The 22,120-nt window shown below is 66.5% G+C and carries 18 protein-coding genes and 1 pseudogene; 9 read left to right on the forward strand and 10 right to left on the reverse strand.

Going from position 1 to position 22,120, the window contains the following annotated elements; genetic code table 11:
- The first annotated feature begins 136 nt into the window (after nt 1–136).
- The 5 genes from MZC64_RS24290 (at nt 137) to MZC64_RS24310 (ending at nt 7,849) form a co-directional block, all read left to right on the forward strand.
- A complete protein-coding gene (locus MZC64_RS24290) occupies nt 137–742 on the forward strand; it encodes a hypothetical protein (RefSeq protein ID WP_247759561.1) in 606 nt (201 codons plus the stop codon).
- A gap of 339 nt (nt 743–1,081) precedes the next feature.
- Nucleotides 1,082–1,900 (forward strand): hypothetical protein, encoded by an 819-nt coding sequence (locus MZC64_RS24295; RefSeq protein ID WP_247759560.1) that lies wholly within the window; start codon nt 1,082–1,084, stop codon nt 1,898–1,900.
- 602 nt (nt 1,901–2,502) lie between these two features.
- A complete protein-coding gene (locus tag MZC64_RS24300) occupies nt 2,503–2,709 on the forward strand; it encodes a hypothetical protein (protein WP_247759559.1) in 207 nt (68 codons plus the stop codon).
- Between the two features lie 191 nt (nt 2,710–2,900).
- Nucleotides 2,901–6,398, forward strand: coding sequence for a bifunctional serine/threonine-protein kinase/DEAD/DEAH box helicase (locus tag MZC64_RS24305; RefSeq protein ID WP_247759558.1), 3,498 nt, complete (start codon nt 2,901–2,903; stop codon nt 6,396–6,398).
- Nucleotides 6,395–7,849 (forward strand): hypothetical protein, encoded by a 1,455-nt coding sequence (locus MZC64_RS24310; protein ID WP_247759557.1) that lies wholly within the window; start codon nt 6,395–6,397, stop codon nt 7,847–7,849. The genes MZC64_RS24305 and MZC64_RS24310 overlap by 4 nt, the downstream gene beginning before the upstream one ends.
- Before the next feature lie 60 nt (nt 7,850–7,909).
- Here the strand turns inward: MZC64_RS24310 and MZC64_RS24315 are convergent, their stop codons facing one another.
- Nucleotides 7,910–8,350 carry a DUF6283 family protein gene (locus MZC64_RS24315; RefSeq protein ID WP_308301064.1) on the reverse strand — a complete coding sequence of 147 codons (441 nt, stop codon included), beginning with the start codon at nt 8,348–8,350 and terminating at the stop codon, nt 7,910–7,912.
- Between the two features lie 307 nt (nt 8,351–8,657).
- Between MZC64_RS24315 and MZC64_RS24320 the strand changes: the two genes are divergently transcribed.
- Together MZC64_RS24320 and MZC64_RS24325 are read left to right on the forward strand one after the other, a co-directional pair.
- Nucleotides 8,658–11,549: an NACHT domain-containing NTPase gene (locus MZC64_RS24320; protein WP_247759555.1), complete on the forward strand. Its 2,892-nt coding sequence runs from the start codon at nt 8,658–8,660 to the stop codon at nt 11,547–11,549.
- Nucleotides 11,539–12,001, forward strand: a pseudogene (locus MZC64_RS24325) (IS1380 family transposase); the annotation flags it as partial. The gene MZC64_RS24320 and the pseudogene MZC64_RS24325, both read left to right, overlap by 11 nt.
- A gap of 141 nt (nt 12,002–12,142) precedes the next feature.
- Here MZC64_RS24325 and MZC64_RS24330 read toward each other — a convergent pair.
- Nucleotides 12,143–12,739, reverse strand: coding sequence for a hypothetical protein (locus tag MZC64_RS24330; RefSeq protein WP_247759554.1), 597 nt, complete (start codon nt 12,737–12,739; stop codon nt 12,143–12,145).
- A 219-nt stretch (nt 12,740–12,958) separates the two neighbouring features.
- Between MZC64_RS24330 and MZC64_RS24335 the strand changes: the two genes are divergently transcribed.
- Both MZC64_RS24335 and MZC64_RS24340 read left to right on the forward strand, forming a co-directional pair.
- Nucleotides 12,959–14,440: an ATP-binding protein gene (locus MZC64_RS24335; protein WP_247759553.1), complete on the forward strand. Its 1,482-nt coding sequence runs from the start codon at nt 12,959–12,961 to the stop codon at nt 14,438–14,440.
- Entirely contained in the window at nt 14,437–16,389 is a 1,953-nt protein-coding gene (locus tag MZC64_RS24340) for a vWA domain-containing protein (protein WP_247759552.1), read from the forward strand. Before MZC64_RS24335 ends, MZC64_RS24340 begins: the two co-directional genes overlap by 4 nt.
- Nucleotides 16,390–16,531: 142 nt before the next feature.
- Here MZC64_RS24340 and MZC64_RS24345 read toward each other — a convergent pair whose 3' ends face one another.
- The 8 genes from MZC64_RS24345 to MZC64_RS24380 form a co-directional block, all read right to left on the reverse strand.
- A complete protein-coding gene (locus MZC64_RS24345; RefSeq protein ID WP_247759551.1) occupies nt 16,532–17,245 on the reverse strand; it encodes a Crp/Fnr family transcriptional regulator in 714 nt (237 codons plus the stop codon).
- A gap of 720 nt (nt 17,246–17,965) precedes the next feature.
- Nucleotides 17,966–18,394 (reverse strand): hypothetical protein, encoded by a 429-nt coding sequence (locus MZC64_RS24350; RefSeq protein WP_247759550.1) that lies wholly within the window; start codon nt 18,392–18,394, stop codon nt 17,966–17,968.
- 415 nt (nt 18,395–18,809) lie between these two features.
- Nucleotides 18,810–19,598, reverse strand: a complete 789-nt coding sequence (locus tag MZC64_RS24355; protein ID WP_247759549.1) for a hypothetical protein — start codon at nt 19,596–19,598, stop codon at nt 18,810–18,812.
- Nucleotides 19,599–19,632: 34 nt separating this feature from the next.
- The gene (locus MZC64_RS24360) at nt 19,633–19,974 is read right to left on the reverse strand and encodes an RNA polymerase-binding protein RbpA (RefSeq protein WP_247759548.1); all 342 of its coding nucleotides are present in this window, start codon (nt 19,972–19,974) and stop codon (nt 19,633–19,635) included.
- Nucleotides 19,971–20,291, reverse strand: coding sequence for a hypothetical protein (locus MZC64_RS24365; RefSeq protein ID WP_247759547.1), 321 nt, complete (start codon nt 20,289–20,291; stop codon nt 19,971–19,973). The genes MZC64_RS24360 and MZC64_RS24365 overlap by 4 nt, the downstream gene beginning before the upstream one ends.
- A gap of 35 nt (nt 20,292–20,326) precedes the next feature.
- On the reverse strand, nt 20,327–20,818 hold the full coding sequence (locus tag MZC64_RS24370; RefSeq protein ID WP_247759546.1) for a hypothetical protein: 492 nt from the start codon (nt 20,816–20,818) through the stop codon (nt 20,327–20,329).
- A 283-nt stretch (nt 20,819–21,101) separates the two neighbouring features.
- Nucleotides 21,102–21,455, reverse strand: a complete 354-nt coding sequence (locus tag MZC64_RS24375; RefSeq protein WP_247759545.1) for a hypothetical protein — start codon at nt 21,453–21,455, stop codon at nt 21,102–21,104.
- Nucleotides 21,456–21,607: 152 nt separating this feature from the next.
- Nucleotides 21,608–21,946 (reverse strand): hypothetical protein, encoded by a 339-nt coding sequence (locus tag MZC64_RS24380; RefSeq protein ID WP_247759544.1) that lies wholly within the window; start codon nt 21,944–21,946, stop codon nt 21,608–21,610.
- Nucleotides 21,947–22,120: the final 174 nt, after the last annotated feature.

A 22,120-nucleotide genomic window follows, 5' to 3' on the forward strand; every position in this document is an offset into this window, starting at 1 on the left:
GGCGACTCTCGTCCCTTTCGGACGGACGGATCCACGTACTGCTTGCCTCTCCCTGCACGACCACGAGCCTGTCGGCGTCGGAGAGCTTCTCGATGGCCTTGGGTTCGCCACGCTTCTTCATGCGGGCGTGATGGCCATGGCATCGGAGCGGTATTCGGTTGAACAGGCGATGTGGACGTGGATCACCCAGTTGTACAACCGCGACTCGTTCATGGCGGTCATGGAGCACATGGCTGAGTCGCAGGTGGTCTACGTCGGATTCTCAGCGTTGAACCGGCCAGCGACCGAGGTCACTACGGCCACGGCGGAACTTCTGCACTTGAGGGGCGCCGAGCGCCTCCAGATACGGACCGGCGAACTCCGGGAGCACTCGCCCGACGACCCGAGTGGTCGACACATGCTCGCCCGGGTCACGGCCACGGTGGCGCTGTCTCGACTGTCCCCCGACGAGGAGCAGCAACTAGGTGAGGGGGCCGCGCTCGGCATTGTGCTCAGGCCCCGACGCGTACGGCGGCACACCCTCCGCATCGGTGTCCACGGCGGCACTGAACCCGACGCGGGCCTGGTGGTCGAGGCATTGCTAACGGTGGAGGGCGCGCCGGTGGCCGTGACGCGCGAGATAGTGCCGCTCAAGGTCATGACCGCGTTGGCAAGTAGCCAGACGGGATCACCGTCAACCTCGACCCGCCCCGACCCCCACCCTCCGGGGGAGGGGCCGATGATGAAATCGGCCCGCCCTTGACCCGCCGGACGTCGATCGCGGCTCGCGCAGGAACCAGGTCACGACCGCCGACAGGTTCTCGCTGATTGATGGGTCCCGTCCATGGTGGAAGCCCGGTGGCCGAGCACACGGGCCGCGCGTCCTGCCGCCGTTGCTGATACACCGCGTGCCGGTCCGCCACTGCCGCGCGACCGGGCTGTAAGATAGTGCCTTGGCGTCACTGCGACGCCTGACTCCCTGCCGCGCACGCCCACGCCGGACGCGGCCCTCGAATTGGGACAAGGTCCACCGGGATCGCGCAGGCTTCTGTCGTCACGAGTGCACGGCGGGTGCGTGGGGCTTGGCCGGTGAGGACCCGTGGTGACCAAGAACAACGGACGCAAGAAGGCGAACCGGAACTTCGCCACCCGATCCGGGCAGCGCTATACCCGCGCCCGACGGCAGCTCGCCTCCCATGATCGAACCGCACCGATGCAGGCTGCGGTTGCCGATCCGGCCGAGGTCTGGATTTTCGAGGAGCAACTCCACGAGCTCCAGCGGCTGTTGGAAGCCCGCGGCTGGGTGCTGAGCACCGACGACGAGGACATGCTCGATGAGCAGGGATGTGTGATCAGTCCGGAAGCTACGTGGGAATACCCAGCGGCCTACACCGCTTGGCAACTCGACCAGAACGTCGACCAAGGTCAGGACCTCGACAGTGACGACGAGGACGCCGCACCCCACGTTCCCCTATGTCGGTTCTCCTTTGAGCAGAACGACGACAGAGGCGAGTTGATCGTGGTCGACACGGCCGGGAACTGGAAGGGCTGCGAAGCGCATCGCGTCGTCCACCATGAGGTGCCGGCCACGAAGGAAGGTCTGGCGCAACTACCCACAGTGCTCGCCGACATCGAGGAACAGGCCCGCACGCTGGACCCCACCGCACTGATCGAGTGCAGCACGTCCGGTCCCTGCTCCGGCCACATCGCACGTCGAGCTGCGCAACGGCAAACGTTCATGGACTGGTTCGAGGCAATGCGCCAGGCATACGAGCAACGTCTGACCGATCAGCAACGGGCCGAGCTCCACGCCTGGGAAGAGGCCAACCTGGACGGCCACAGCGTCGCCACGTCCGACTGGCCAGGCTGGGTGCCACTGATCGGCGCACCACCCTGGCGTAACCCGCAGTGGGGCGAGTAGCCCCACCACTGTAGGCGCTCACGAAAATCGGCTCTGGCCCTGGAAGCGTGAACCGTTCGCGGAGAGCGACTTCCTTAGATCGCGTGGATGACGCGTCGGCGGAGGAGGGCAAGCTTCGCGCGGCCGTGCCAACCCGCTTGGCTAATTTGATCTTGCAGACTTGGCCTTCGACGGCGCCGCTGTTCCAGGGCAGGGTGAGCCCGGCGACGACGGCGGCTTGGTCGCGCTTAAGGCCGGTGACCAGGGAATGCAGAGCAGGCAGATCGTCGTCTTGGACTCGGCTCATCTAGTCCTCGAGCCGGTGGCCGCGCAGGTGGCGCATCATGACGGCGAACTCGCGCACGTGCCCCGCTACCGCGTCGAGTTCGGGGCAGCGGGCGAGGATCTCCTTGAGCCGCACGGTGTTGCCGCCACAACGAGTGGATCTTGCACTTCAACGGTCCCATCCCGGCTCAGGATGTCGCCCTGGCACTTACTTAGCCGGCCATCGGCGTCGCCGACGCCACGGCCACCTGGCTCGGCGAGCAGGCAGTCCAGGTCCGCCTCGGCGAATCCACACTGACGATCAGCACCTACACCGCACCCTACGACCGGTTTGACCATTGAGCGCCGCGATGATGGATCCCAACCTCGCAGTCGTAGCCCTGGCAGTGGTGGCGATGATGGGCATCAGCGCCATCGCGACCATCGTGGCAGGACAAGGTAGCTCGCTACGTGATAGGCGGGGAGAGCCGTCTGCCGCCGACCTCGCCGAGATCATCGCCGCTGCTCAGACCACCGACCAGGTGGGCGGAACTCACCAGCAGTAGCTGTAACCGGAGCAGAACGGCCCGTCGGTGAATCCTGCTCCGGACCTGCTGATTCGTGGGAAAGTTCGGCCTTCGGCCTGCCGATCGTCACGCGGATGTGAGCCACCTACACAGGGAGCGTGTTGTTGGCGGCTGCGGCCGAGCCGAACACTGTAGGGTTCTGTACTCGCGTCTACGAAGGGGAGATCGTGATGCGTGCGGTGGCACACCGGTACGTGGTCATGCCGAAGGAGCAGCAGCCTGGTGCCAGCGTGCCCACCATCGCCGGAGAGCATCGCGAAGGTGGCGCTTCCACAGTCGTCAAGGCCATCGACACGCAGAACGGTCACGTGGTGGCGGTCAAGCTGATCCCGCGGGCCGACACCGATGACACGCACCGCGTGTTCTTCCAGCGTGAGGTCGCGGCGTTGGGCAGGTTGACCCATCCGAACATCGTCTCGCTGCTCGACCACGGGGAGGACGAGGCCGAGGACACCTTCTACTTGGTGTTCCCTTGGGTAGAAAAGCGGCTGAGGGAGGTCCTCCCGCCACCAGAGCAGGACTTCGGGTGGGACGATTTCGCCAACACCTTCGGCCTGCCGCTGCTCAACGCGCTGGCCTACGCCCACGAACGTGACGTCGTGCACCGCGACGTCAAGCCCGGCAACATCCTCATCAGCGAGGATCAGACGCCGTTGCTGGCCGACTTCGGCATCAGCAAGATCCGCAGCCACCTCACCGAGGCGACCGTCGCGGAGTTCGTCTCCCGCCCCTACTCCCCGCCCGAGTTGGACGGGATGGGCAGTGCCAGCCGGGACCTGTGGGGCTTCGCCGCCACGGCGGTGGGATGCCTGACCGGCCTGACCCTCACCGACTATCCGCACCTGGATGCCGCCTTCGACGAGCTCGACGTGCCCCGGGAGGTCGAGGCGCTGCTGCGGCAGTGCACCAGTCGCGACCCAGCAGCCCGCCCGCGCGATGCCATGGCACTACGCAACCGGCTCCAGGAGATCCAGACCCGCCGCAACCGCAAATGGCTCCAGCCCCGTCTGGCCCAGCTGGACTTCAAGGACCACGCCGTGCGGAGGCTGGTCGCCCCGCCCCACGACCGTGACCCCGAGGTCGTCGAGCGGGCACTGCAAGCCGAGATCGCCCGGGGCACCCACCTACTCAGGGTCACCGACCGCGCTACCGGGATGCCGATGCCAGACACGCTCGATCTGGTGGGCGAGCGAGCGCGCCTGCGCCTGGTCAGCCTGCCGGAGCAGCCGACGTTTGTCGTCAACCGGGTAAACGACGACAGCGAGGCCGCCTTGGACGCCATGCGGAACCGCGGCTGGCGGGTCGCCGATGAGATCACCTGGACCAGCAAGCGCCAGCCCCCCGCGGAAGCCCGGCAGACCAGGGACATGGTGCTGGCCGCCCTCGATGAGCACTACCTGCGTCTCAACGACGAACAGCGGCAGCGCGATGAGAACCGCATGTTCGACAAGTGGATGAGCCTGCTCGATGCCAAGGAGGAGCTGGAACGCACCCGCACCGGTGCCCTGCGCTACACCTCGACCGAGGTCAGGGGCAAGCGGGTGCGTTTCCAGCTGGCCACGGCGCCGGATGTCGACGTGCTGGGCGAGGAACGGGTCTGCCGCGTGGCGACCACTGACGGCTCCGGCCGGGACCGCATCGTCGGGGGCGCCGGTGTGGTCATCGCCCAGGACGAGGACGTGCTCACCCTCGGCTACCAGCGGGAACCGCGGAACCTGCCCACTGCGGGTGAACTCGTTCTCGACATCGGGCCGGCGCGAGCAGCGCTGGCGCGGCAGCGCGATGCCGTGGTCAGCGTGCGTTCCGGGATCGCGGTCCGTCCGTTGCTGCGCGAGTTGCTGCTGGACCCCACTCGTATCGGCGAGCAGGCCATCCCCGTCACTACCGAGTGGTTCGACACGCGCTTGGACTCCGACAAGCAGACCGCACTCGGCAGGGCACTGGGCAGCAAGGACTTCTTCCTGTTGGAAGGCCCGCCCGGCACCGGCAAGACCCGCTTCATCACCGAGCTGGTCCGCCAGGAACTGCACCGCAATCCCGCTGCCCGGATCCTGCTGGTCAGCCAGACTCACGTCGCGGTCGACAACGCCCTGGTACGGCTCGCCGAGGAGGGCCTGGAGAACCTGGTCCGGCTCGGCCGCTCCGGCGACGAGCGGATCGCGGCTCAGGCACGGCGGCATCTGCTGGAGGAGCGGATGCCGGCCTGGGTGCAGGAGATCCGTGCCCGCGCGGACAGCCATCTGCGGAAACAGGCCGCCGAGAAGCAGGTGGAGCTTACCCACCTCCAAGGTGCGGCCGCCCTGCTGGAGTGCATCGCCGCGCTGGAGGACCAGGCCACGGCGGAGGCCAGACTGCGGGCTCTCGGCGGGACACCCGCGCGAGGGAAGAAGCGAGCCTCCACACGCCCGGCACCAGAAGCGGAGGTGGTCTCCCCCGATGAGGAGGCGATCCTCTCCGAGATCGTGGCACTGACCAAGCTGGTGGAGCAGACCGCCGAACGGGTCCAGAATCGGCGAGCACACGCCACCGACCTGCTCGGCGCGGCCAGGCTGGACACGCTGATGCCCGCGGGACAGAAGCTTTCGGTCGAGGCGGCACGGGCGGCCTTCGAGGCCGTCATCGGCGAAGACTCTGGGCTGGAGAAGCTGGTCGGCATCTTGCGGTTGCAGGCGGAATGGCTCCAGCGGCTGGAGTCCAGCCAGGATCTGGAAGCAGTTCTGCTGCAGCGGGCCCGGGTCGTGGCCGGGACCTGCCTCGGCTTCCTCTCCCACCCGGCGGTGCGGGAGCTGGAATTCGACCTGTGCATCCTGGACGAGGCCTCCAAGGCCACCGCCACCGAGACCCTCGTGCCGCTGTCCCGTTCCCGCCGCTGGGTGCTCGTGGGGGATCCGAACCAGCTTCCCCCGATGCAGGAGGAGGTCCTGGACAGCCCGGCCCTCATGCAGCGCCACAACCTCCAACACGCCGAGGTGGAGCGCAGCCTGTTCCGGGAACTGCTGGATCTGGCCCCCGAACTTGCCCGCCACCAGCTCACCCACCAGTATCGGATGCACCCCGGCATCGGAGACCTGGTCTCGGCCTGCTTCTACCAAGGGGTTCTGCAGTCGGTGGCCAACCCCGAGCTGCCCGGCTGGGAACGCCTGTACAAGCCGGTCACCTGGCTGGACACCGCCCGGTCGGAGCGGCGCCGGGAAACCCTCAGCGGCACCAGCGTGTTCAACCACCACGAGGTCAAGGTGATCAAGAAGGCGCTGGCCGAGCTGCGCACGGCCCTGACCGAGGGTACCGTGCGCACCGCGAACGGCGGCCCCCTGCAGGTGCTCGTGCTGACCGGTTACCGCAAGCAGATGGAGGAGCTGCGCCGTGCCGTGGCCGGGCCGGCCTCACCGCTGCTGGAGATCGAGGTCAACACCATCGACGCCGTCCAGGGCCGAGAAAGTGACGTCACGTTCTACTCCGTCGTGCGCAGCAACACCCAGAACAGGCTCGGCTTCCTCGGCCCCGCGCACTGGCGGCGGATCAACGTGGCCCTGTCCAGGGCCCGCCACGGCCTGGTCATCGTGGGCGACGTGCCGTTCTGCGAAATCCATCCCGGCCCCTTGCGCGACGTGGTGACCCACATGCGCAAACACCCCGACACCTGCCGGATCAGGACGGCCCAGGCATGACCGACCCCACCGCAGCCGCCGCGCGGCTCTACAGCGACCTGCACTCCGGCTTCCAGCTCGTGGCCGCGGTCGAGGCCGCGCTCCCCGTCTCCTGGCTCACCCTCGACCTGGTGGCCCTGCAACGCAAGCCCTTGCCGGTGGTGGAGGAGTTCACCCTGCGGCTGTGCCAGCAGGGCGTGAACACCATCCCCGACATCGCCGCGGTGCTCGGTGTGGACAACGACGTAGTCCAGACCGCTGTGGCAGGACAGCTCTCCGCTGAGACCCTCGACTACCGAATGGTCCGCCAACCGGAAGGGCCAGGCGTGCGCACGCTCCGCCTGACTCCCGCCGGTGTCAAGGCGGTGACGGAGCTGGAGACCACCACACCGCAGCGGGTCGAGCAGACCAACGCCTTTGACCGCCTGCAGTGGGTCCCTGCCGAGTACAGCAAGTCCGAGCTGATCACCCGCGATCAGGCCAAGGCCAGCGGCATGGTGTTCCTGCCCTCCAGTCGCACCCACGAGGTGACCGCCCAGGACGTGACACCCCGCACCCTCAACACGCTGTTCGCCAACACCGACAAGGACGTTGACCCCGCACCATCCCGCCGCCTGAGTGCCTCGGTCCAGCTGGACGTCTTGGCGGTGGAGGCGGTCACCCGCCAGCCACGCCGCTACCTGCCGGTCGTGCTGCTGGTGTTCTCCGCCCTGGAGTTCGACGAGGTACGGCTCAGCGTCGTAGTCGACGACCTGGCCAGCGACCGGCACAGCGACCTCCTGCTGCAGGCCGGCGGCGCCGACAAGTTGGGCATCACGGTGGCCGAGCCCGTGGGCGAGCCTGAACTGCCCGCGCACCTGCGGGAGCTGCGCGTGTCCTATGAGACCGTGCGGGGCCTGCAGAAGCGAGCCGACAACACCCGCCCCGGAGCCTCCTGCACGGCACCCGGGGACGCCGCGGCCGACGACAGCGTGACGGCGCGCGCGGAACTGGCCGCGCTCACCGTGCGCAGCGTGCCCACCTTCGAGCACCGCGAACTACTCGCCCACGCGCTGCGCGATGCCCGTCGCCGATTCCTGCTGATCACCCCGTTTGTCCGAGACGCGGTCGTAGACCAGGACCTGATCGCCGATCTGGAAGTCCTTCTCCGCCGCCGAGGATTCCTCGCGCACATCGCCTACGGCCTCGGCCACCCCGCCCGCGAGCACGACAGCGAGGCGATCAACCGCCTCCGCAAGCTCGCCGAGCGCTACCCCAACCTCACTCTGGTCCGGCTCCGTGAGGCCGTGCCCGGCTGCTTGATCTTCGATGACACCTGGATCAACAGCAGCTTCGACTGGTTGGCCTACTGCGGTGGGCCAGACCGCGCCTACCGCAGGGAGGAAGGCACCCTGATCCGCGCCACTGACATCGTCAACAACCGGTACGCCGAGGCAGTGGCCACGCTCAAGTCGAGCCTCGAAGTGAGGTAGCAACGCGCCGGCGCCCTTGGGACTCGCGTAGGTCTCGGCGGATCGCCATCCTGTGGGTGCTCAGCTGATCAGGTCACTGCGGACTCGTGCGATCTTGTCGATGAGCCGCTGGGTCTCGGTCCCTGGTCGTGCGATACCGGACTCGCCGTGTTCGGCGGCTTCAGCACCCGATGCCGCAAGCGGGACCGGTGACTCGTAGTCGATGATCGCCTGGAAGGTCTCCGGCGTGATGCGGCCTTCGAGCAGGGCGATGCGCGGTGCCAAGAGGTTGTCGCTGCTGTGGCACCCGACCCACCCGGCGCACGGCCGTCGGGTATCGCTCCCCGCGTCGTTCTGGTGGCACAAGAACAGCCGTCTGGGCTGCTCAGCCGTGGGAGCGTCGTAGCGGCGGAGCTTGTCGTATTCCTCCTGGGCCCAGATGCCAGGAGCGACATCGCACCGGTACGGGCAGCTCTCGCAGGGCCGTGGGGCCGGCGGGCCAACCAGAGATGTCACTGGCACAGTATTTCAGCTCCCCATCAAGAACACATCCCTAGATACGTGACAAGCGCTCGGACCAAGTACGTGTCGCTGGACCTCACGGGCCTGGGCCAGCACGAGCGTGGGCGCCTGTTCCCGTCTGCCGAGGGCCGTTCGATCCGGGCGCCATGGCGAGTTTGATACCCGTCAGATCGATCAGGCGGCTGATCACCGGAATGGTGAGCTAGTCGGAGCCGCAAGGCCAGCTGAAGCCACAAGGCCGACACGGGAGCATGGCTGGCCACCGTCGCTGCGCGAGCCGCCCGAAGTGGTACGGCACCATAGGTTCGTGGACTACGACTTGTCACGCCTGGGCAACCGAGAGTTCGAGCATCTATCGCAAGCGCTTGCGATCCGCGTGCTCGGCCCTGGCGTGACGGTGTTCGGCAGCGGCCCGGACGGAGGTCGCGAGGCCACGTTTGACGGCCCTGTCGACTACCCCAGCCCCTCTACGACAGGCACTTGGAATGGGTTCGGTGTCGTACAGGCCAAGTTCAAGGAGCGGCTGACCGACACTACCGAGGACAACAAATGGATAGTGAGGCAAATCAAGAAAGAGCTCGAAAAGTGGAAGGCCCCGTCATCTAACAGGTCAAAGAATCGTGTTCCAAGTTATGTCATGTTCACAACCAACGTCTGGATCTCCAGCGTACCCGAGTCTGGAGGAATCGACGCCGCCAACGCTCTGATCGAGTCGTTCGCCGACGCACTCGGACTGCAAGACTGGGCGATTTGGGGTGGTGATCAGATCTGCCGATATCTGGATAATTTTGCAGAGATTCGCCAGGCGTTTGGAGGTTTCACTACACCCGGTGATGTACTGGAACGTCTCCATCACCTCTTGCCCGAGGAGATCGTTGAGGTTAGTGTGGCGGCCGGCCGCCACGCGTGCTCCGAGCTCTTTGCAAGCCAGTGGATTCGCCTTAATCAAGCTGGCAGCCCAGAAAATGAAAAGCTCAAACTATCTGAAATTGGCGCAGACCTGCCCGGAGTGGCCGCCGGCCGCGATGTGCTGGTCGTTCGTGACGCGATCAGCCGAGGCGACTCGATAATGCGCCCGACTGCCCGCCGAGGTGATACGTCGCATCTAGTGTGGGTCGGAGGCCCTGGACAAGGGAAGTCAACGCTAACCCAGCTACTAGCCCAAGCGTATCGCGCAGCCTTGCTGGCGGACCGTCCAGCGCATCGCCTTGGTCCATCAGCCTCCGTGCTAGCCGCTGTCCGCGACAGGCTCCGCGAACTAGGACTGCCAGAACCCCGTAGCCGCCGCTGGCCGATTGCCGTGAACCTCAACGACTACGGCGAAGCTGTATCACGTGATCGCGAGTTGAGCCTTCTCGGTTTTATTGCTCAGCAAGTCAGCAAGCGACTGGATCACTATGTCGGTCCGCATCACATGCGCTCATGGCTCGGATCATGGCCCTGGCTGTTGATCCTGGACGGACTTGATGAGGTCGCTGCGCCATCCGCCCGAGAGGCCGTCGAGCAGCGCATCAACGAGTTCCTCATCACCGCCGCGGACGTTGATGCTGACCTGTTTGCCGTCGGGACAACCAGACCACAGGGCTACAACGATGAGTTCCCGGTGGATCAGTTCGAGCATGTGACACTCCGGCCCTTGGAGGTCGCGGAGGCTATCGACTATGGCCTCCATCTGTCAGAAGTACGGCATCGGGACGACCCCGACCTGGCGGAGCAGGTGGCATCGCGCCTAGGCCAGGCTGCACAGGAGCACTTCACCGCGCGGCTGATGCGAACGCCGCTGCAGGTGACGATCATGACCCTCCTGCTCGAACGACAAGCACGTGTCCCCGACAGTCGCTACAGCCTGTTTGAGTCCTACTACCACACGATCTACACCCGCGAAGTGTCCAAAGGAGGCCCCACCGCGAGTCTCCTGGAGCAGCACCGCAACGACATCAACGCTGTCCATCAACAGGTGGCACTGCTCCTACACTCTCGAGCCGAGCAGCACCCGGATCGCGACTCGCTTGTTTCGCTGGCAGAACTCGACGCCCTGACCCGCATTCGGCTGCACGGAGAGGGAATCGGAGACGAGGAATCTCAACGCCTGGCGGCGCAACTGGTCGCCGCTGCGACACGCCGCCTCGTACTACTCGCACCGATCGCGCAAGATCACGTGGGCTTCGATGTTCGGAGTCTGCAGGAATTTATGGCGGCTCAAGCCATCGCCACCGGACCAGACGACGAGGTGCTCCGCCGCATGAAGGCGCTTGCCCCGTCCGCTCACTGGCGCAACACATGGTTGCTAGCTGGAGGGCGAATCTTTAGGCACAGCGAACATCTGCGCCTTGGTCTGGTCGCCATTCTGGACGAGATCGACACCGAATCGCCGCTAGCGATGATCATCGCTCCAGGCAGCCGTCTCGCTCTCGACATGCTCGATGACGACACCTCTGCTCGTGCACGAGGCATCCAACGCACGGTCGTCAAACGGGCCCTGGCACTGATCAATCAGCCTCCCAACCAGTACACGGAGAAGCTGGCCACCACGCTTCATCCCATGCTCGCTCGCGACCCTGAACTTGGGGAAATGATCATGCCTACGCTGCGGCGAGCGGTACATGGAGGGGATTGGTCACTGCTGGCAGGCGCAATCATCCTTGCCGAGTTCGCAGACAAGGTCAGTCCTGTTCAGACAGTCGCACGCAACTACCTTAGAGACTTGTTCCGCGCTGTCGAAGATGACAAGAAGGACGCTTTGGTCCACGTCGCTCGGCAGTTCCCACATCCATCGCTCAGGCGCTTCGAAAAGGCGCCATCAGCGACGTACCGGTTGGACTCACACGCGGCTCTCGGACGGCTGCTGAAGACTCCGCTGGAAGATCCGCGTTGCGAGATCGCTCGACAAGATGTCGCAGCCAGGATGAGGCAGTACGACCCGTCCAGCCAGGACGGGGGCGTGGATGTTCGATCGCTGTGGAGCGCATTCGAGTTGACACGGATCGATCATCTTCTACCTGATCTTGTTCCGACCGCAGCCAACGAGTCCGGTGAAGCCGAACGATTCGGCCTCAACCTCGCGTTGCTCAGCAACGAGTTGACTCTCGTCGAGTTCAATGCGGCAGATCAACTACGAGCCTCATTGGTCCAGTTCTACGGGCAGCAGCAGGTCACCAAGAAGCTCGGCGACCTGATCGTGCCCTTGACGGGCGGCTGATGCACAGGACGACCTGTGCCCGGTGTGGCGGTGTCATCCGTTCTTCACCGACTCCACCGAACCAGCGGCCGCGGCCAATATCGCCCACCGCGGCCACGCTGTCATCGAGACGGAGTTCGCCGGTCTGATCGACGGACCGCTCGCGCACATGCCATCAGGGCCAGTTCAGCGCGAACTCCTCCTGGGTGCTGTGCGCGGCGATCGCCCACAACCTGCTGCGGACCGCCGGCAGGCTCGCTGACCCGCGACTGGGCAAAGCTCGCGGGGCGCCCCTGCGCAGAAAGATCATCGCCATTCCCGCGCTGGGGCCCGATGAACACGGACAGCCGGGGCCGAGATCAACCGGCAGAAACATGCAGCGCCCGCTCTCTTGCTGGCCCTGGGCCACGGCCAACGGCCTGGAAACGCCTCTGGCAGGCCATCAACCCCATCCTCGCCCCCAGCAGCCCTAGCTGGATGCCGTCCCTGTCCCTACGCCGGGAAACAACAGTGGAAAGGCTGGTCAGACCAGCGGCTATACGACGCCCACGATCACACCGGTGAGGTACCGACCACCGAAATGACCGGAACCAACACCATCGGCGGATCGCGGCTTAGCCCGCCGCCAATCCACGATGGACGGCCTCGGCCAGGGTGATTAGTAGTCTGCGTTCGGCACGCTGGCGGTCCAGCTCGTCCTCGTCTGCCCCGGCGTCTACTGGCTCCACCACGATCCGCAACACCTCTGAACGGGCCGCCCCCAGTAACGCCGCGCTCTCTCCCGGTCGCGGTTCTCCGGTTGGCGTCAGCTCGATCTCCTGTGTGGCGCCCAACGGCGCGATCTGCACCAGCAGTCCGTCCTGTCCGCCGGCACCGGCGGGCAAGGTCTCGGTGGCCACCGACGCGAGAAGAGCCAACGCCCAGGTCTGGGTCCGGGTGACCAGTCGCCACCGCTCACCGTCCGGCAGCGCCAGGAACTGGAAGTGTGTCAGTCCGTTCTCGGTGGCCACGACCAGATCCAGTGTGCCCGCGGTACCGGCCTTTTCGTGTTCGACTGTGGCGGTGCGCAGCCAATAGCCCGTCGCTCGGGAACCTGGCAGCGTCGAGCGCATCACCGCGCTGACCCGCTGCCTCCAGCCGGCGTCGAGCTGGCTGATGTAGTCGAGCAGTTGGTGGTGGGGATCGTGGGCAGCGGTTCTCCTGTACCTCATATTTATTGATAGTCGGCATCCCAGCCTCCACCGCGGCCATGGCGGGCAAAGCGCGTTACCTCCCTGGGTGCCCGCGGCCCAGCCGCGGGCACGCTCCTTGAGAGTTCCACAGCGCAACCCGATCATCACGCCCCTCGCCAGGGGGCGCCCACCCGCACACCGAAGGTGGTGGCAACTCCCTGGCGGCCCCTTCGGGTATCTGGCGTGTCAGGGAACAACGTGGCTGGACACACATCGCAGAAACGCCGACAACTCGCGCACACGTTCTGGGCCAACCTGGACGAGGCGTCCGCACAGGTGCTGAACGGCAAGGACAGTCTGGTGGTCACTTTGACCGCCGACTTCTGCCAGGACGGCATCGCCCCCACCCCCACGAAGGTCTGCCTCGAAGTGTCGTGCACTTCGGGCGGCTTCCACACTGCCAAGGCCATCCACATGACGCAGGCAGACGGCAGAAGTACCCCCTGCGCGGTGTGCGGCAAGGTGCCTTGTGGGCACCATCGCTCGCTCATCGAGGCTGGAACAATGCTGCCCAACGAGGCGGGTGGCCTGCTGCGCAAAACGGTCGCCATGTCCGATGAGGACATCGTCGCCGCAGACGAACTCCCGGCCACACCAGGAGTCGGGAAGACCTACTACTTCTCGGTTGAAAAGGAGTCCTGGCACCAAGCGCGACCGGTGCTCAAACCGCTCACACGTCGTGTCATCACCGCCGCACACACGACCTGGGCGCCGGAACTGGCCGCGTTGATCCCTGACCTGGCAGATCTCGCGGGAGCGGTGACCAGTGACCGGGCCTGCCAGCAGATCGACGACCTCACCCGGTTGGGCCGTGCGGTGTTCCTGCTCGCCGGGCCACCCGGCACCGGGAAATCGGCCAGCCTGGCCCGGATCGCCGGCGAGCACAAAGTGCCCTACCTGCCCCTCTACAGTCCTGATCAACTCGAACTGTTCCGGGTCGGCCTCGCCAAGGGCAAAACCAAGCTCGAACACAGCCTGCTCGTCCAGGCCATCCAACAGCCGTGTGTGGTCGAACTTGTCGACCTGCACCGGTGGCAGGATCACATGGACGCCCTCGATGCGATCGAACCACTGCTCAACCCCAGAACTACCCGGTTGCAGGCGTACTACCCGATCGAACACGGCACCATCGACGTGCCCATCCACCCCTCCGCGTTGATCGCGGTGACCACGAACCGGCCCAGCATCGACTTCGGTGAGAAGTGGATCGATCGCTGGAGCACCATTCCCTTCGGTCAGTTCGACTCGACCAAACAGCTTCAGGACATCATCCAGGCTGGGACCGCCACCCTGGACAAGTTGATCGACAGCGGCGCCGTTGCCCAGGCCGACCGAGCCAGGGCGCTGGGCGAGATCAGCAACTTCGCCCACCTGGTGACCCAAGCGATCGCCGTGCTCAACAGTGATCCGCTCCTGGCCGCACGCCACACGTGGGGCACCCGCTCCGCCAGAGAAGCCGTCGCGCGCAGGGTACTCGGGCACAAACCCAACGAGATCGCCGCGGCGGTATTCGCGGGCAAGCTGCTCCGCGACCCGACCCTGGCCCTGCGCGCGCTGGCGACCGTCCACGCCCACGAAGGGTGGGGACAACCCAGAATCTCCGACTTGCCCTTCCGAGAATGCCTGACCGCCGAACAACTCGCGCAGTCCTTCCCCGAACACCATGGAGACTACGAATGAGTCGCTACGACGACATCGTCCGCCGTGTGTTCCGTGCCATCGTCCCTGGCCACACGGTCCTGATCACCCCATCGCCGCAACCAGCGACCGGCCACAGCCCAGTCGGACTGCACGTGCGCTTTCCCGTGACGGACGCGCTGGCCGAGGAGTTCTTCGGCCCATCGTGGTCCACTTTGGACGCTGCCCTGCGGTATCAGCTGGTCTCCTACCTATCCGGTCACGAAGCCATGCATGCTTGGGAGATCGTTCGCGGCTACCAGGTGCACCCCGGCAACACGCTGCGGGGCGCCGTGGCCAACATCCTGGCCGACATCCGCGGTGACCACCTGCCGATCCTGCGCACGCTGGCGCACTGGCCAACCAACCGGGACATCGCCTACCGCGTCCTCGTGGAACCGCTCATCCCAGCAGCCGACCTCGACCCCGAGGACTCTCCGCACGCCGACGCCCTCCGAGTCCTCACCTGGGGGCTGGCGGTCCTGCGCTGCGGCCATCTCCGTCTCACTGACGGCACCGTGGTGCAGGGGCCCACCCATCCGGTCTATGCGCAGTTGTGGCCACGCGTACTCGACATCATGTACGAGGCCCTGCGCCGAGACCGTCACGCCGAACCCGCCCTGGTTGAGGAGCTCCTCAAACTCATCCGGGCCTGGACCCGTTCTGAACAACACCGGCGTGGAGAACACACCGCGGATGCCGATCCGGCGGAAGCGGCGATCGTCGACAACGACGCCGTCGAGCCGTCAATGGCTTCTGGATCGCAGAATCCCTTCTTCTGGCAGGACGAGCCACCCGTCGGCGATGAGGACGTCGACGGACAGGCCGAGTTCGAGCGTCAGTTGCACGAGGCGTTCACCGAGGCCCACGGCGAACACGGGTGTGCCCGACCCGATTCCAGGGACGGAACACAACCGGCGGAGCCGACCTCCTGGACGACGCAGGATGCCATCCAGGAGATCACGGCCTCGCCCTTGCATGAACAGGCAGTCACGGCGTGGGAAGAACACAGAGAGCGCGAGGACGCCGACCAGAAGGAGGCCGCCGAGCGGGCTCGTCGCGCTCATCCCGCAGCCGCACTCACCGATGATTCGTTGGCTAGGAAGGAACTGCTCCCCGATGAATGGTCGGATTCCCCAGCTGACGACACCAATCTGGAGCGGGTGCGGTCGGAAGTGCACCTCATCGCACCGCTGGCCGCCCACCTCAGCACGGTGCTCCGGCCGTTGTTGGAGGGCCCCATTCGCCGGCCGAAGGCTCAACGTCGAGGATCGCGACTGGACCTGCGCCGCCAGGCCGGTCGCATTCACCTGCAGGCAACCCACGGGTGTGAGCAGGATCCTCCGATCTGGATCGACGACCACCACCGGCAGCGCGGGGAAACCCGGCTCTCAGTCGCCCTGGTCGTGGACTGTTCGGGCTCCATGCTCTACGGCAAGCCCGCGCCGGCCTCGGCCTGCCACGTCGCGGCCGCGAGCCTGCTCGCGGCCATCAGCGATCTCGGCGGGCGCACGGATCTCGCGCTGGCCGGGTTCACCGGGGAGGTACGAACGATCCGCGGCTTCGCCGACTCGATCAGCCACGATGAGGCCGAGCAACTCCTGGCTCAGGCACAAGCGCTCAGCGGCGGCACCATCCTGGAACCAGCCGTCGCCTGGGGTCTTGCGCAACTGGGCAACACCGAACTCGGAGAGTCCCACCGCCGAGTGCTGATCGTGCTCACCGACGACGACCTGCGCGAGCACGACCGCGACAACACGGTGCGCAGGCTCGCCCAGGCGCCAGCCGACATCCTCACTGTCCTCATCGGACTCGGTGACGTCGATGCCACAAATCTGCGCAGGTTGACTCCGTCCGCCATCGTGCTGCCGGCGGATCAGACTCGGCAGCTGCCCCTACTGCTCAGCCGTCTCATCGAGGAGGAGGTGCGGTCTGTGACCTTGTCACGGTGATCGGGAAACGTGTGGAACAGCAATGCCACCACGGGTGTTGCCGAGTCGCGGCCTCGCACTCGGCAACACCCCCTCGCCACGAGAAAGCCCGGCGTGGGGAGGGACACCGGAGCCGCGGTATGCGACCCGGTGCCCCAAGCACTCAACGCGCTCTGCGTGCCAGTGCCGCCGGCCTGAGCAGGCAGACGCCCTTCGGGATCGACTGGATCCAGCCACGCGCGACGAACTCGGCTATCGCCTTGTTGACACCTTCCCGGCTGGCGCCGATCAGGTCCGCCAACTCGATCTGGTCCATGTGGTGCTGGAACGTGACCGACTCCCCCTGTCTCACGCCGTACCGCCGCGCCAACCTGACAAACAGCACTGCCAGCCGACCTGGGATATCCAGTCTCGTCTGGTCGATCCGTCGCTGTTCGGCAACACGCAACCGGATGTCGAGTTCATCGGCGAATCCGAATCCGATCTCCGGCCATCGCCTGGCCAGGTTTTGCAACGTCAAGTAGTGCAGGCTGAGCGTGATCACCTCGGTCATCGCGACAGCGGTCACCCTTTTCGGCCGCGGAGTGAGCGTGGGAAACCCGTCGACCAGGTCGCCGGGCCCGAGAACATCAAGCAGGCGGCAAGGACGACTATCGAGCGCTCGGCCGATCTTCACCTTGCCCGCACCAAGAACATGGAGCCGGTACTCATGGTCGCCTTCGGCGAAGATCCGTTGGTCCGGGCCAAAACTCTCGACCGTCATCTGCTGTCTCAGTTCCTGCCTTTGCTCGCCGCTAAGCCATCGGCACAGGTACGACAGGCCAAGTCCCTGCTCTGCCGCCTGGTGCAGTTCCGCGTCATTGTCAGCACTGTTCATCATCACCCTGGCGCGCCAGGGCCACATCGGTGGCGGCCATGAGGCCGCATCCGCACGGCCGCCAGGGACTCCACCACCTTCATCAACATCGTGGGGCTCCCTGGCGAGGAGCTGCGGTCACGCGCAGGCCGGCTGGATCGCTGGGCACGCTATGGAGCTGTCCGAGTGCACGTTCACGACCACGGCCGTGAACGTGGGACCAGGTAACAAGCGCTGTCGACCATGGCCGCGATCCTGTGCCCACGCGCGCAATTCCTGTCTGTCGAGGTCGGTGACGTGCCAGAGGTAGCGGGTCCACACCCCGCCAGACAGGGTGTAGGTACGCTGGCCGGACTGGCAGGTATCGGCCGGGTCGATCGTGGCGAGGTGCACACCGGGCCAGGTGGTCAGCGCGTCGCCGTCGGTGCAGACGTAGACGACGAACGTGTTCGCGAAGGTCAGCGCGACCTGTTCTTGTTCGTTCGAGTACGGGTGCAGCTCGTAGCACCGGTGTCTGGGGCGATCGTGTGGCCAGTTCCGATGTCGCTGGGGTTCGGGGTGGCGGTGTGGCCGCCATCGAGGCGGTCGAGAAGGTAGCCACGGCGATGTCGGCCTTTTCTAGCCGAAGGTGTTGCAGCAGAGGCCGAACGGTCGAGTCGCCCAGTAGGGCCGACGTACACGCCAGACCGAATCACAGCATGGTCGACCGTCGCGGCGGCGGCACGAGGCAGGGTGATGTGGTTAGGCCAGCAGCCGGCGGCGAAACGTAGGCGACTCCTGGCACGGGTCGAGGTGGCGTGGATCGGCACCCTCACAGGCACGCCAGGTGACCTCCCACCACCAGCGCAGCAACGCCCGGACCGCGCGGACTCGGCTCGCGGCGTTGGGCAGGAAGTAGACGAGGCCCCCGCCATCGAGGAGGTGAGCGCGGTCGCGGTAAGCAGTGGTTGACCACCGGCCGCGAATTCGGACGAGGCCACCGACGACGCTGACGGGCTGGCGAATGCCGTAGCACTCGGCGGCACGCTCGTCGATCGTGACGATGTGGACGGCGTGGCCACCGGTCGCATCCACGATCTGAGTCAGGGTCGCAGAGCCGTCGCGGGCGTCTCGTCCGTTGACCCACAGCGTCACGACGTCAGCGGTGTGGGTGTGCGTGGTTTCTGACATGGCAAGGATGTCTCCTTCGGAGGGTGATCAACTCACCGGGAGCCTCGGCGAGAGGCAGCGCCGGTCGTCAGTCGGCTCCGTCGTGGCCTTCGTAGTCCGCCACAAGCTCGATCGGCCCAGTGGGTTCGTTCTCCTGCTGCACCTCGTGCAGGAGCTCGGCGACGGTGGTGCCCCGTGGCTCGGGGTGTGCCTCCCGTGCCACGGGTCGGCTGCGGACCGACAGCCGCCATCGGGTGGGACCGGACCGGTCCTTCCGGCGAACGAGGACGCGGCCCGGTCCCTCCGGTCCGATCATCGGCTACTCGTCGCTGTTTTCCTTCCTGTCGAGGTTCGGGGCTGCGGCAGTACGCTCCGCGTGCAGGCCGGAACCGCTGGTGCAGGGCTGGCGGTTCACGGGGTGGATCGGACTTCCCTGCTAGTGGTCGGGTCCGGCAGAGACCAGGCGGAGCCTGGCCCCGCTCGGTGACGCCGCACTGGGCTCGACCATCCCGAGCCGGGCGTTGCGGGTGAGGACCTGCCGGTGCGCCCGCTGGTCGGCGGCCAACTCCTCGACTGCCTTGGCGTAGCGCTCGTGCGCGGCGGCGAACTCGTCCCCGGTCGTCGTGACCGTCGGCACCAGCTTGGCCCGCAGACACTTCACCTCGGCCATGGCGTGGACAAACTCGGCTTCGGCCGCGGACAACCTCTTGGCCTCCTCGCTGTTCCACAACGAGCGGTCGGCGCAGAGCAGCGCCTCGGTGAAGGCGGCGCGCTCGGCCGGAGCCGTGGCACCGGTCGGCCAGGCGGCCGTGCAGCCCTTCCCTGCCGACTTCGGGTCGCGCAGGAACGTCACCATCTGTTCGAGGGCGTCGGCGACCTGGTCGCGCCGCCGCTGGAACTCCGCCGACTCCACCGGGTGCTCACCCCCGGCGCGGAGTCCGGTCAGCTCGCGGCCCTCCAACTCATCCAGCAGCCGCCGCGCCCGGATCGTCACTTCCACCGCTTCGGGGTAGGCGCGTTGGAGGTGGCCGAGCAGTTCCTGGCCGCTCGCCCACAGGTCGAACACTTCTTCAACCTCGGCGTCGGCGGCCAGGAACACGTCAAGGTTGTTCCAGATGGCCAGGACGTTGCCCACGATCTTGCCGAGCTGCTCCACGGTGTTCGGGGCCTGCCGGGTGGCCTTCCTGATCGCCGAGAGGCTCCCCGCGGTGGGCTGGCGACTCATGACGGCGCGCCACAGGTCGCCGACGGGTCGCCGGTCACGAGGTCGTCCCCGTCCTGTGCCGTTCCAGCGCCCACTCCAGGATCTCCTCCAGTTCGGAGATGGTGCGCCGCTCCAGCAACATGTCCCAGTGCGTGCGCGGCGGCTTGACCTTCTTCTGCGGCTGTTCCTGGCCAACGTGCGCGGCGATGAGGCTGTGGGCGGAGCACTCCCACCCGGTCGGCACCTCGACGTCCGGATCGTCGCTGAACCGCACCTCGATCTCATGCCCTGCGGGACAGGCGAACCTGACATGCTGCCGCCCGGCGGCAGGCCCTTCGTGGGGCTTTTGGTAGGAGCTGCGGCCCCCTAACCGGTAGCTCTTCAGCGCGCTGCTCATTGCTCACTCTCGGCTGGGCGGGTCTCCCCGGCTGCGGCCATACGGTCCTTCTCCAGCGCGCGCGGGATCGTCAGCACCAGCTTGTTTACCGCGGTCGTGAGGGAGTCGGCGTTCTCGCGGAGATCGTTGAGGGTGGCCCGGACGTCCAGGATGTGTTCCCCGGGGAATTCATCTGCGAGGTGGTCGAGGTGGGCGTAGGCCAGTGCCAGCCCACTGTGCAGCTCGCCCAGCCGGTCCAGCGGCAGGTAGGACACTGCCTGGCGGGCAACGTCGTCGAGGTGGTCCAGCGGGAGGCCGGGTAGGTCGGGCGTGCTCATCATGTGCTCCGGGGTGAGGTGGTGGCGGTGAACCTTCAGCGCTTGAGCGCGGCAAGGATGCGGCTCAAGTCCTGGTAGTCGGGGGTGGCCGACGGCGGCGGGGCGGTGGAGGCGGCTCGGCCGGCCAGCAGGGCGAGGGTCGGCCGGGGGCTGATGGGGTCGAGCTGCATGACCTCGGTGGGATAGCGAGCCGCGTAGCACAGCCGCTCCTCCACCACGGAAACCTTGTAGGCGTCGCGCTGCGCGATGCGCTGTACCGGGATGCCCACCCGGGCCAGCTCCCACCATCGCAGGCAGGTGAGGACGAACCGGGTTCGGTAGAGCCGCCGCCGGGCGGCGGGCTGCTCGGCGAGCCGGTCGATGCTGATCGGGTGGGCGAGCAGCGCGTTCACGAGATGCTCGTTGCTGCGGAGCAGCCTGTCCGCATCCGAGGTGCCCATCTGCTCTCGGGCGAACAGGTCCGGCACCAGGCGCAGAACCTGTTCGATCACCCGGCCCTTTGCGAGGTGCCCGCTGGTGGACTGCATGTCGTCGTCCTTCCCGTCGTCGGGGGCGCAGGCAACCGCGCACCATTGCCTGCGCCCCATGTCCCGGTCCGGCTGCTCCACAGGCGTGGGAGGTCGAGCGCCGTAGACCGGGGAGTCGTTCCGTCGATGCCGCTGGGGGCTAGGTGGGCATGGTCCGGCCGCACGAGCAGACCCGCTCGGTGCGCCCGGTATTCCAGGTGAAGTTGTGCCCGTTGGGGTTGTTCGGGCAGGCACCCTCGCGAGACATGGTGACTCCATTCGGTTGTGCGGCAACGTGGTGTGGCTAGGCGGACTCATCAATCGGGGCTTTGGCGATGCAGAGCACGCAGGGCATGCCCGCGCTGAAGTTCTGCACCTGGTCGGTGCTGTGGCCGCACAACGCGGTGAGGTTGTCCGGCCAGTGGTCCGGGTCCAGGTGACTGGTCGGGAAGGCGTGCACTTGCCGGTCCTTCAACGATTTCCACCAGAACACCTCGGGGTCGGCACCCTGGTTCTCGCTCACCTCGGTCCTCTCGAAAAACACCGTGGCTGCCACGAGCACGATGACCAGGCCGAGCAGTAGGAACACGCCGCCGAGCACAATCTCTTTCGACGCTGCGGCGCTGTACTCGGAGCCCGGGTTGAGCCAGCCGGTCATACCGTCCCCCTTGCGCCGGATCTGACTTGTTTCGTTGTGCCGCAACGAATTCGGTGCACGTTGGACCTGGGCGGTGCCGCCCCCGGCAGGGTCGGGGTACTGGCGCGAGCGGCACCACCCAGTCGACCCGGTTGGTCAGTCGCGGGGTGACCTCACCGGGCCGGGACAGGGGTGCTGGTGGACCGCTGAACGAGCCGATGGCGTCGGTCCGCCGCGTCCTCGTCCTGCTGCGCAGCCCGGACCTGCCGGTATACCGTGCAGAGGCCAGGCCTGGTGATCAGGCGTGTGAGGAGCGGGCGGGCGGCGAAGCAGTCGTCACACTTCCCGTCCTCGTCCGGTTGGTGTCGGTCCAGCAGTTGCAGCAGGGCCACGGTTGCCAAACGTCCCTCGAACCGCGCCGCGACGCGCACGGTCTCGTCGTCGCCGTCCTGGAAGATCGCCAGCAAGGTGGCCAATTCCCCCCGGACGGCCTGCTTGATCGGCCAGGTCATCGGGCACCAGCCCGAGGCTTGGGGGCTGGCCGCGTCGTCAGGACGTGTTCGGCCGCCGCGTTCACGAAAGAGAGCAGGCCCTCCATGGTCAGTGTGACCGAGTCACCTGGCGAAATGATCAGTGCGCTGGGTGATGCTGTCGGGTGGGCGGGGAGCAGTGCGGCGGCCATCAAC

This window comes from Crossiella sp. S99.2 (assembly GCF_023094165.1).
Taxonomy (GTDB): domain Bacteria; phylum Actinomycetota; class Actinomycetes; order Mycobacteriales; family Pseudonocardiaceae; genus Crossiella.

Coding starts and splice junctions, on each gene's coding strand:
- MZC64_RS24350 (WP_247759550.1), bottom strand. CDS start 18,394: ATGTCAGAAACCACGCACACCCACACCGCTGACGTCGTGACGCTGTGG.
- MZC64_RS24305 (WP_247759558.1), top strand. CDS start 2,901: ATGCGTGCGGTGGCACACCGGTACGTGGTCATGCCGAAGGAGCAGCAG.
- MZC64_RS24380 (WP_247759544.1), bottom strand. CDS start 21,946: ATGACCTGGCCGATCAAGCAGGCCGTCCGGGGGGAATTGGCCACCTTG.
- MZC64_RS24330 (WP_247759554.1), bottom strand. CDS start 12,739: ATGAGGTACAGGAGAACCGCTGCCCACGATCCCCACCACCAACTGCTC.
- MZC64_RS24310 (WP_247759557.1), top strand. CDS start 6,395: ATGACCGACCCCACCGCAGCCGCCGCGCGGCTCTACAGCGACCTGCAC.
- MZC64_RS24360 (WP_247759548.1), bottom strand. CDS start 19,974: ATGAGCAGCGCGCTGAAGAGCTACCGGTTAGGGGGCCGCAGCTCCTAC.
- MZC64_RS24345 (WP_247759551.1), bottom strand. CDS start 17,245: ATGAACAGTGCTGACAATGACGCGGAACTGCACCAGGCGGCAGAGCAG.
- MZC64_RS24355 (WP_247759549.1), bottom strand. CDS start 19,598: ATGAGTCGCCAGCCCACCGCGGGGAGCCTCTCGGCGATCAGGAAGGCC.
- MZC64_RS24370 (WP_247759546.1), bottom strand. CDS start 20,818: ATGCAGTCCACCAGCGGGCACCTCGCAAAGGGCCGGGTGATCGAACAG.
- MZC64_RS24340 (WP_247759552.1), top strand. CDS start 14,437: ATGAGTCGCTACGACGACATCGTCCGCCGTGTGTTCCGTGCCATCGTC.
- MZC64_RS24375 (WP_247759545.1), bottom strand. CDS start 21,455: ATGACCGGCTGGCTCAACCCGGGCTCCGAGTACAGCGCCGCAGCGTCG.
- MZC64_RS24365 (WP_247759547.1), bottom strand. CDS start 20,291: ATGAGCACGCCCGACCTACCCGGCCTCCCGCTGGACCACCTCGACGAC.
- MZC64_RS24290 (WP_247759561.1), top strand. CDS start 137: ATGGCATCGGAGCGGTATTCGGTTGAACAGGCGATGTGGACGTGGATC.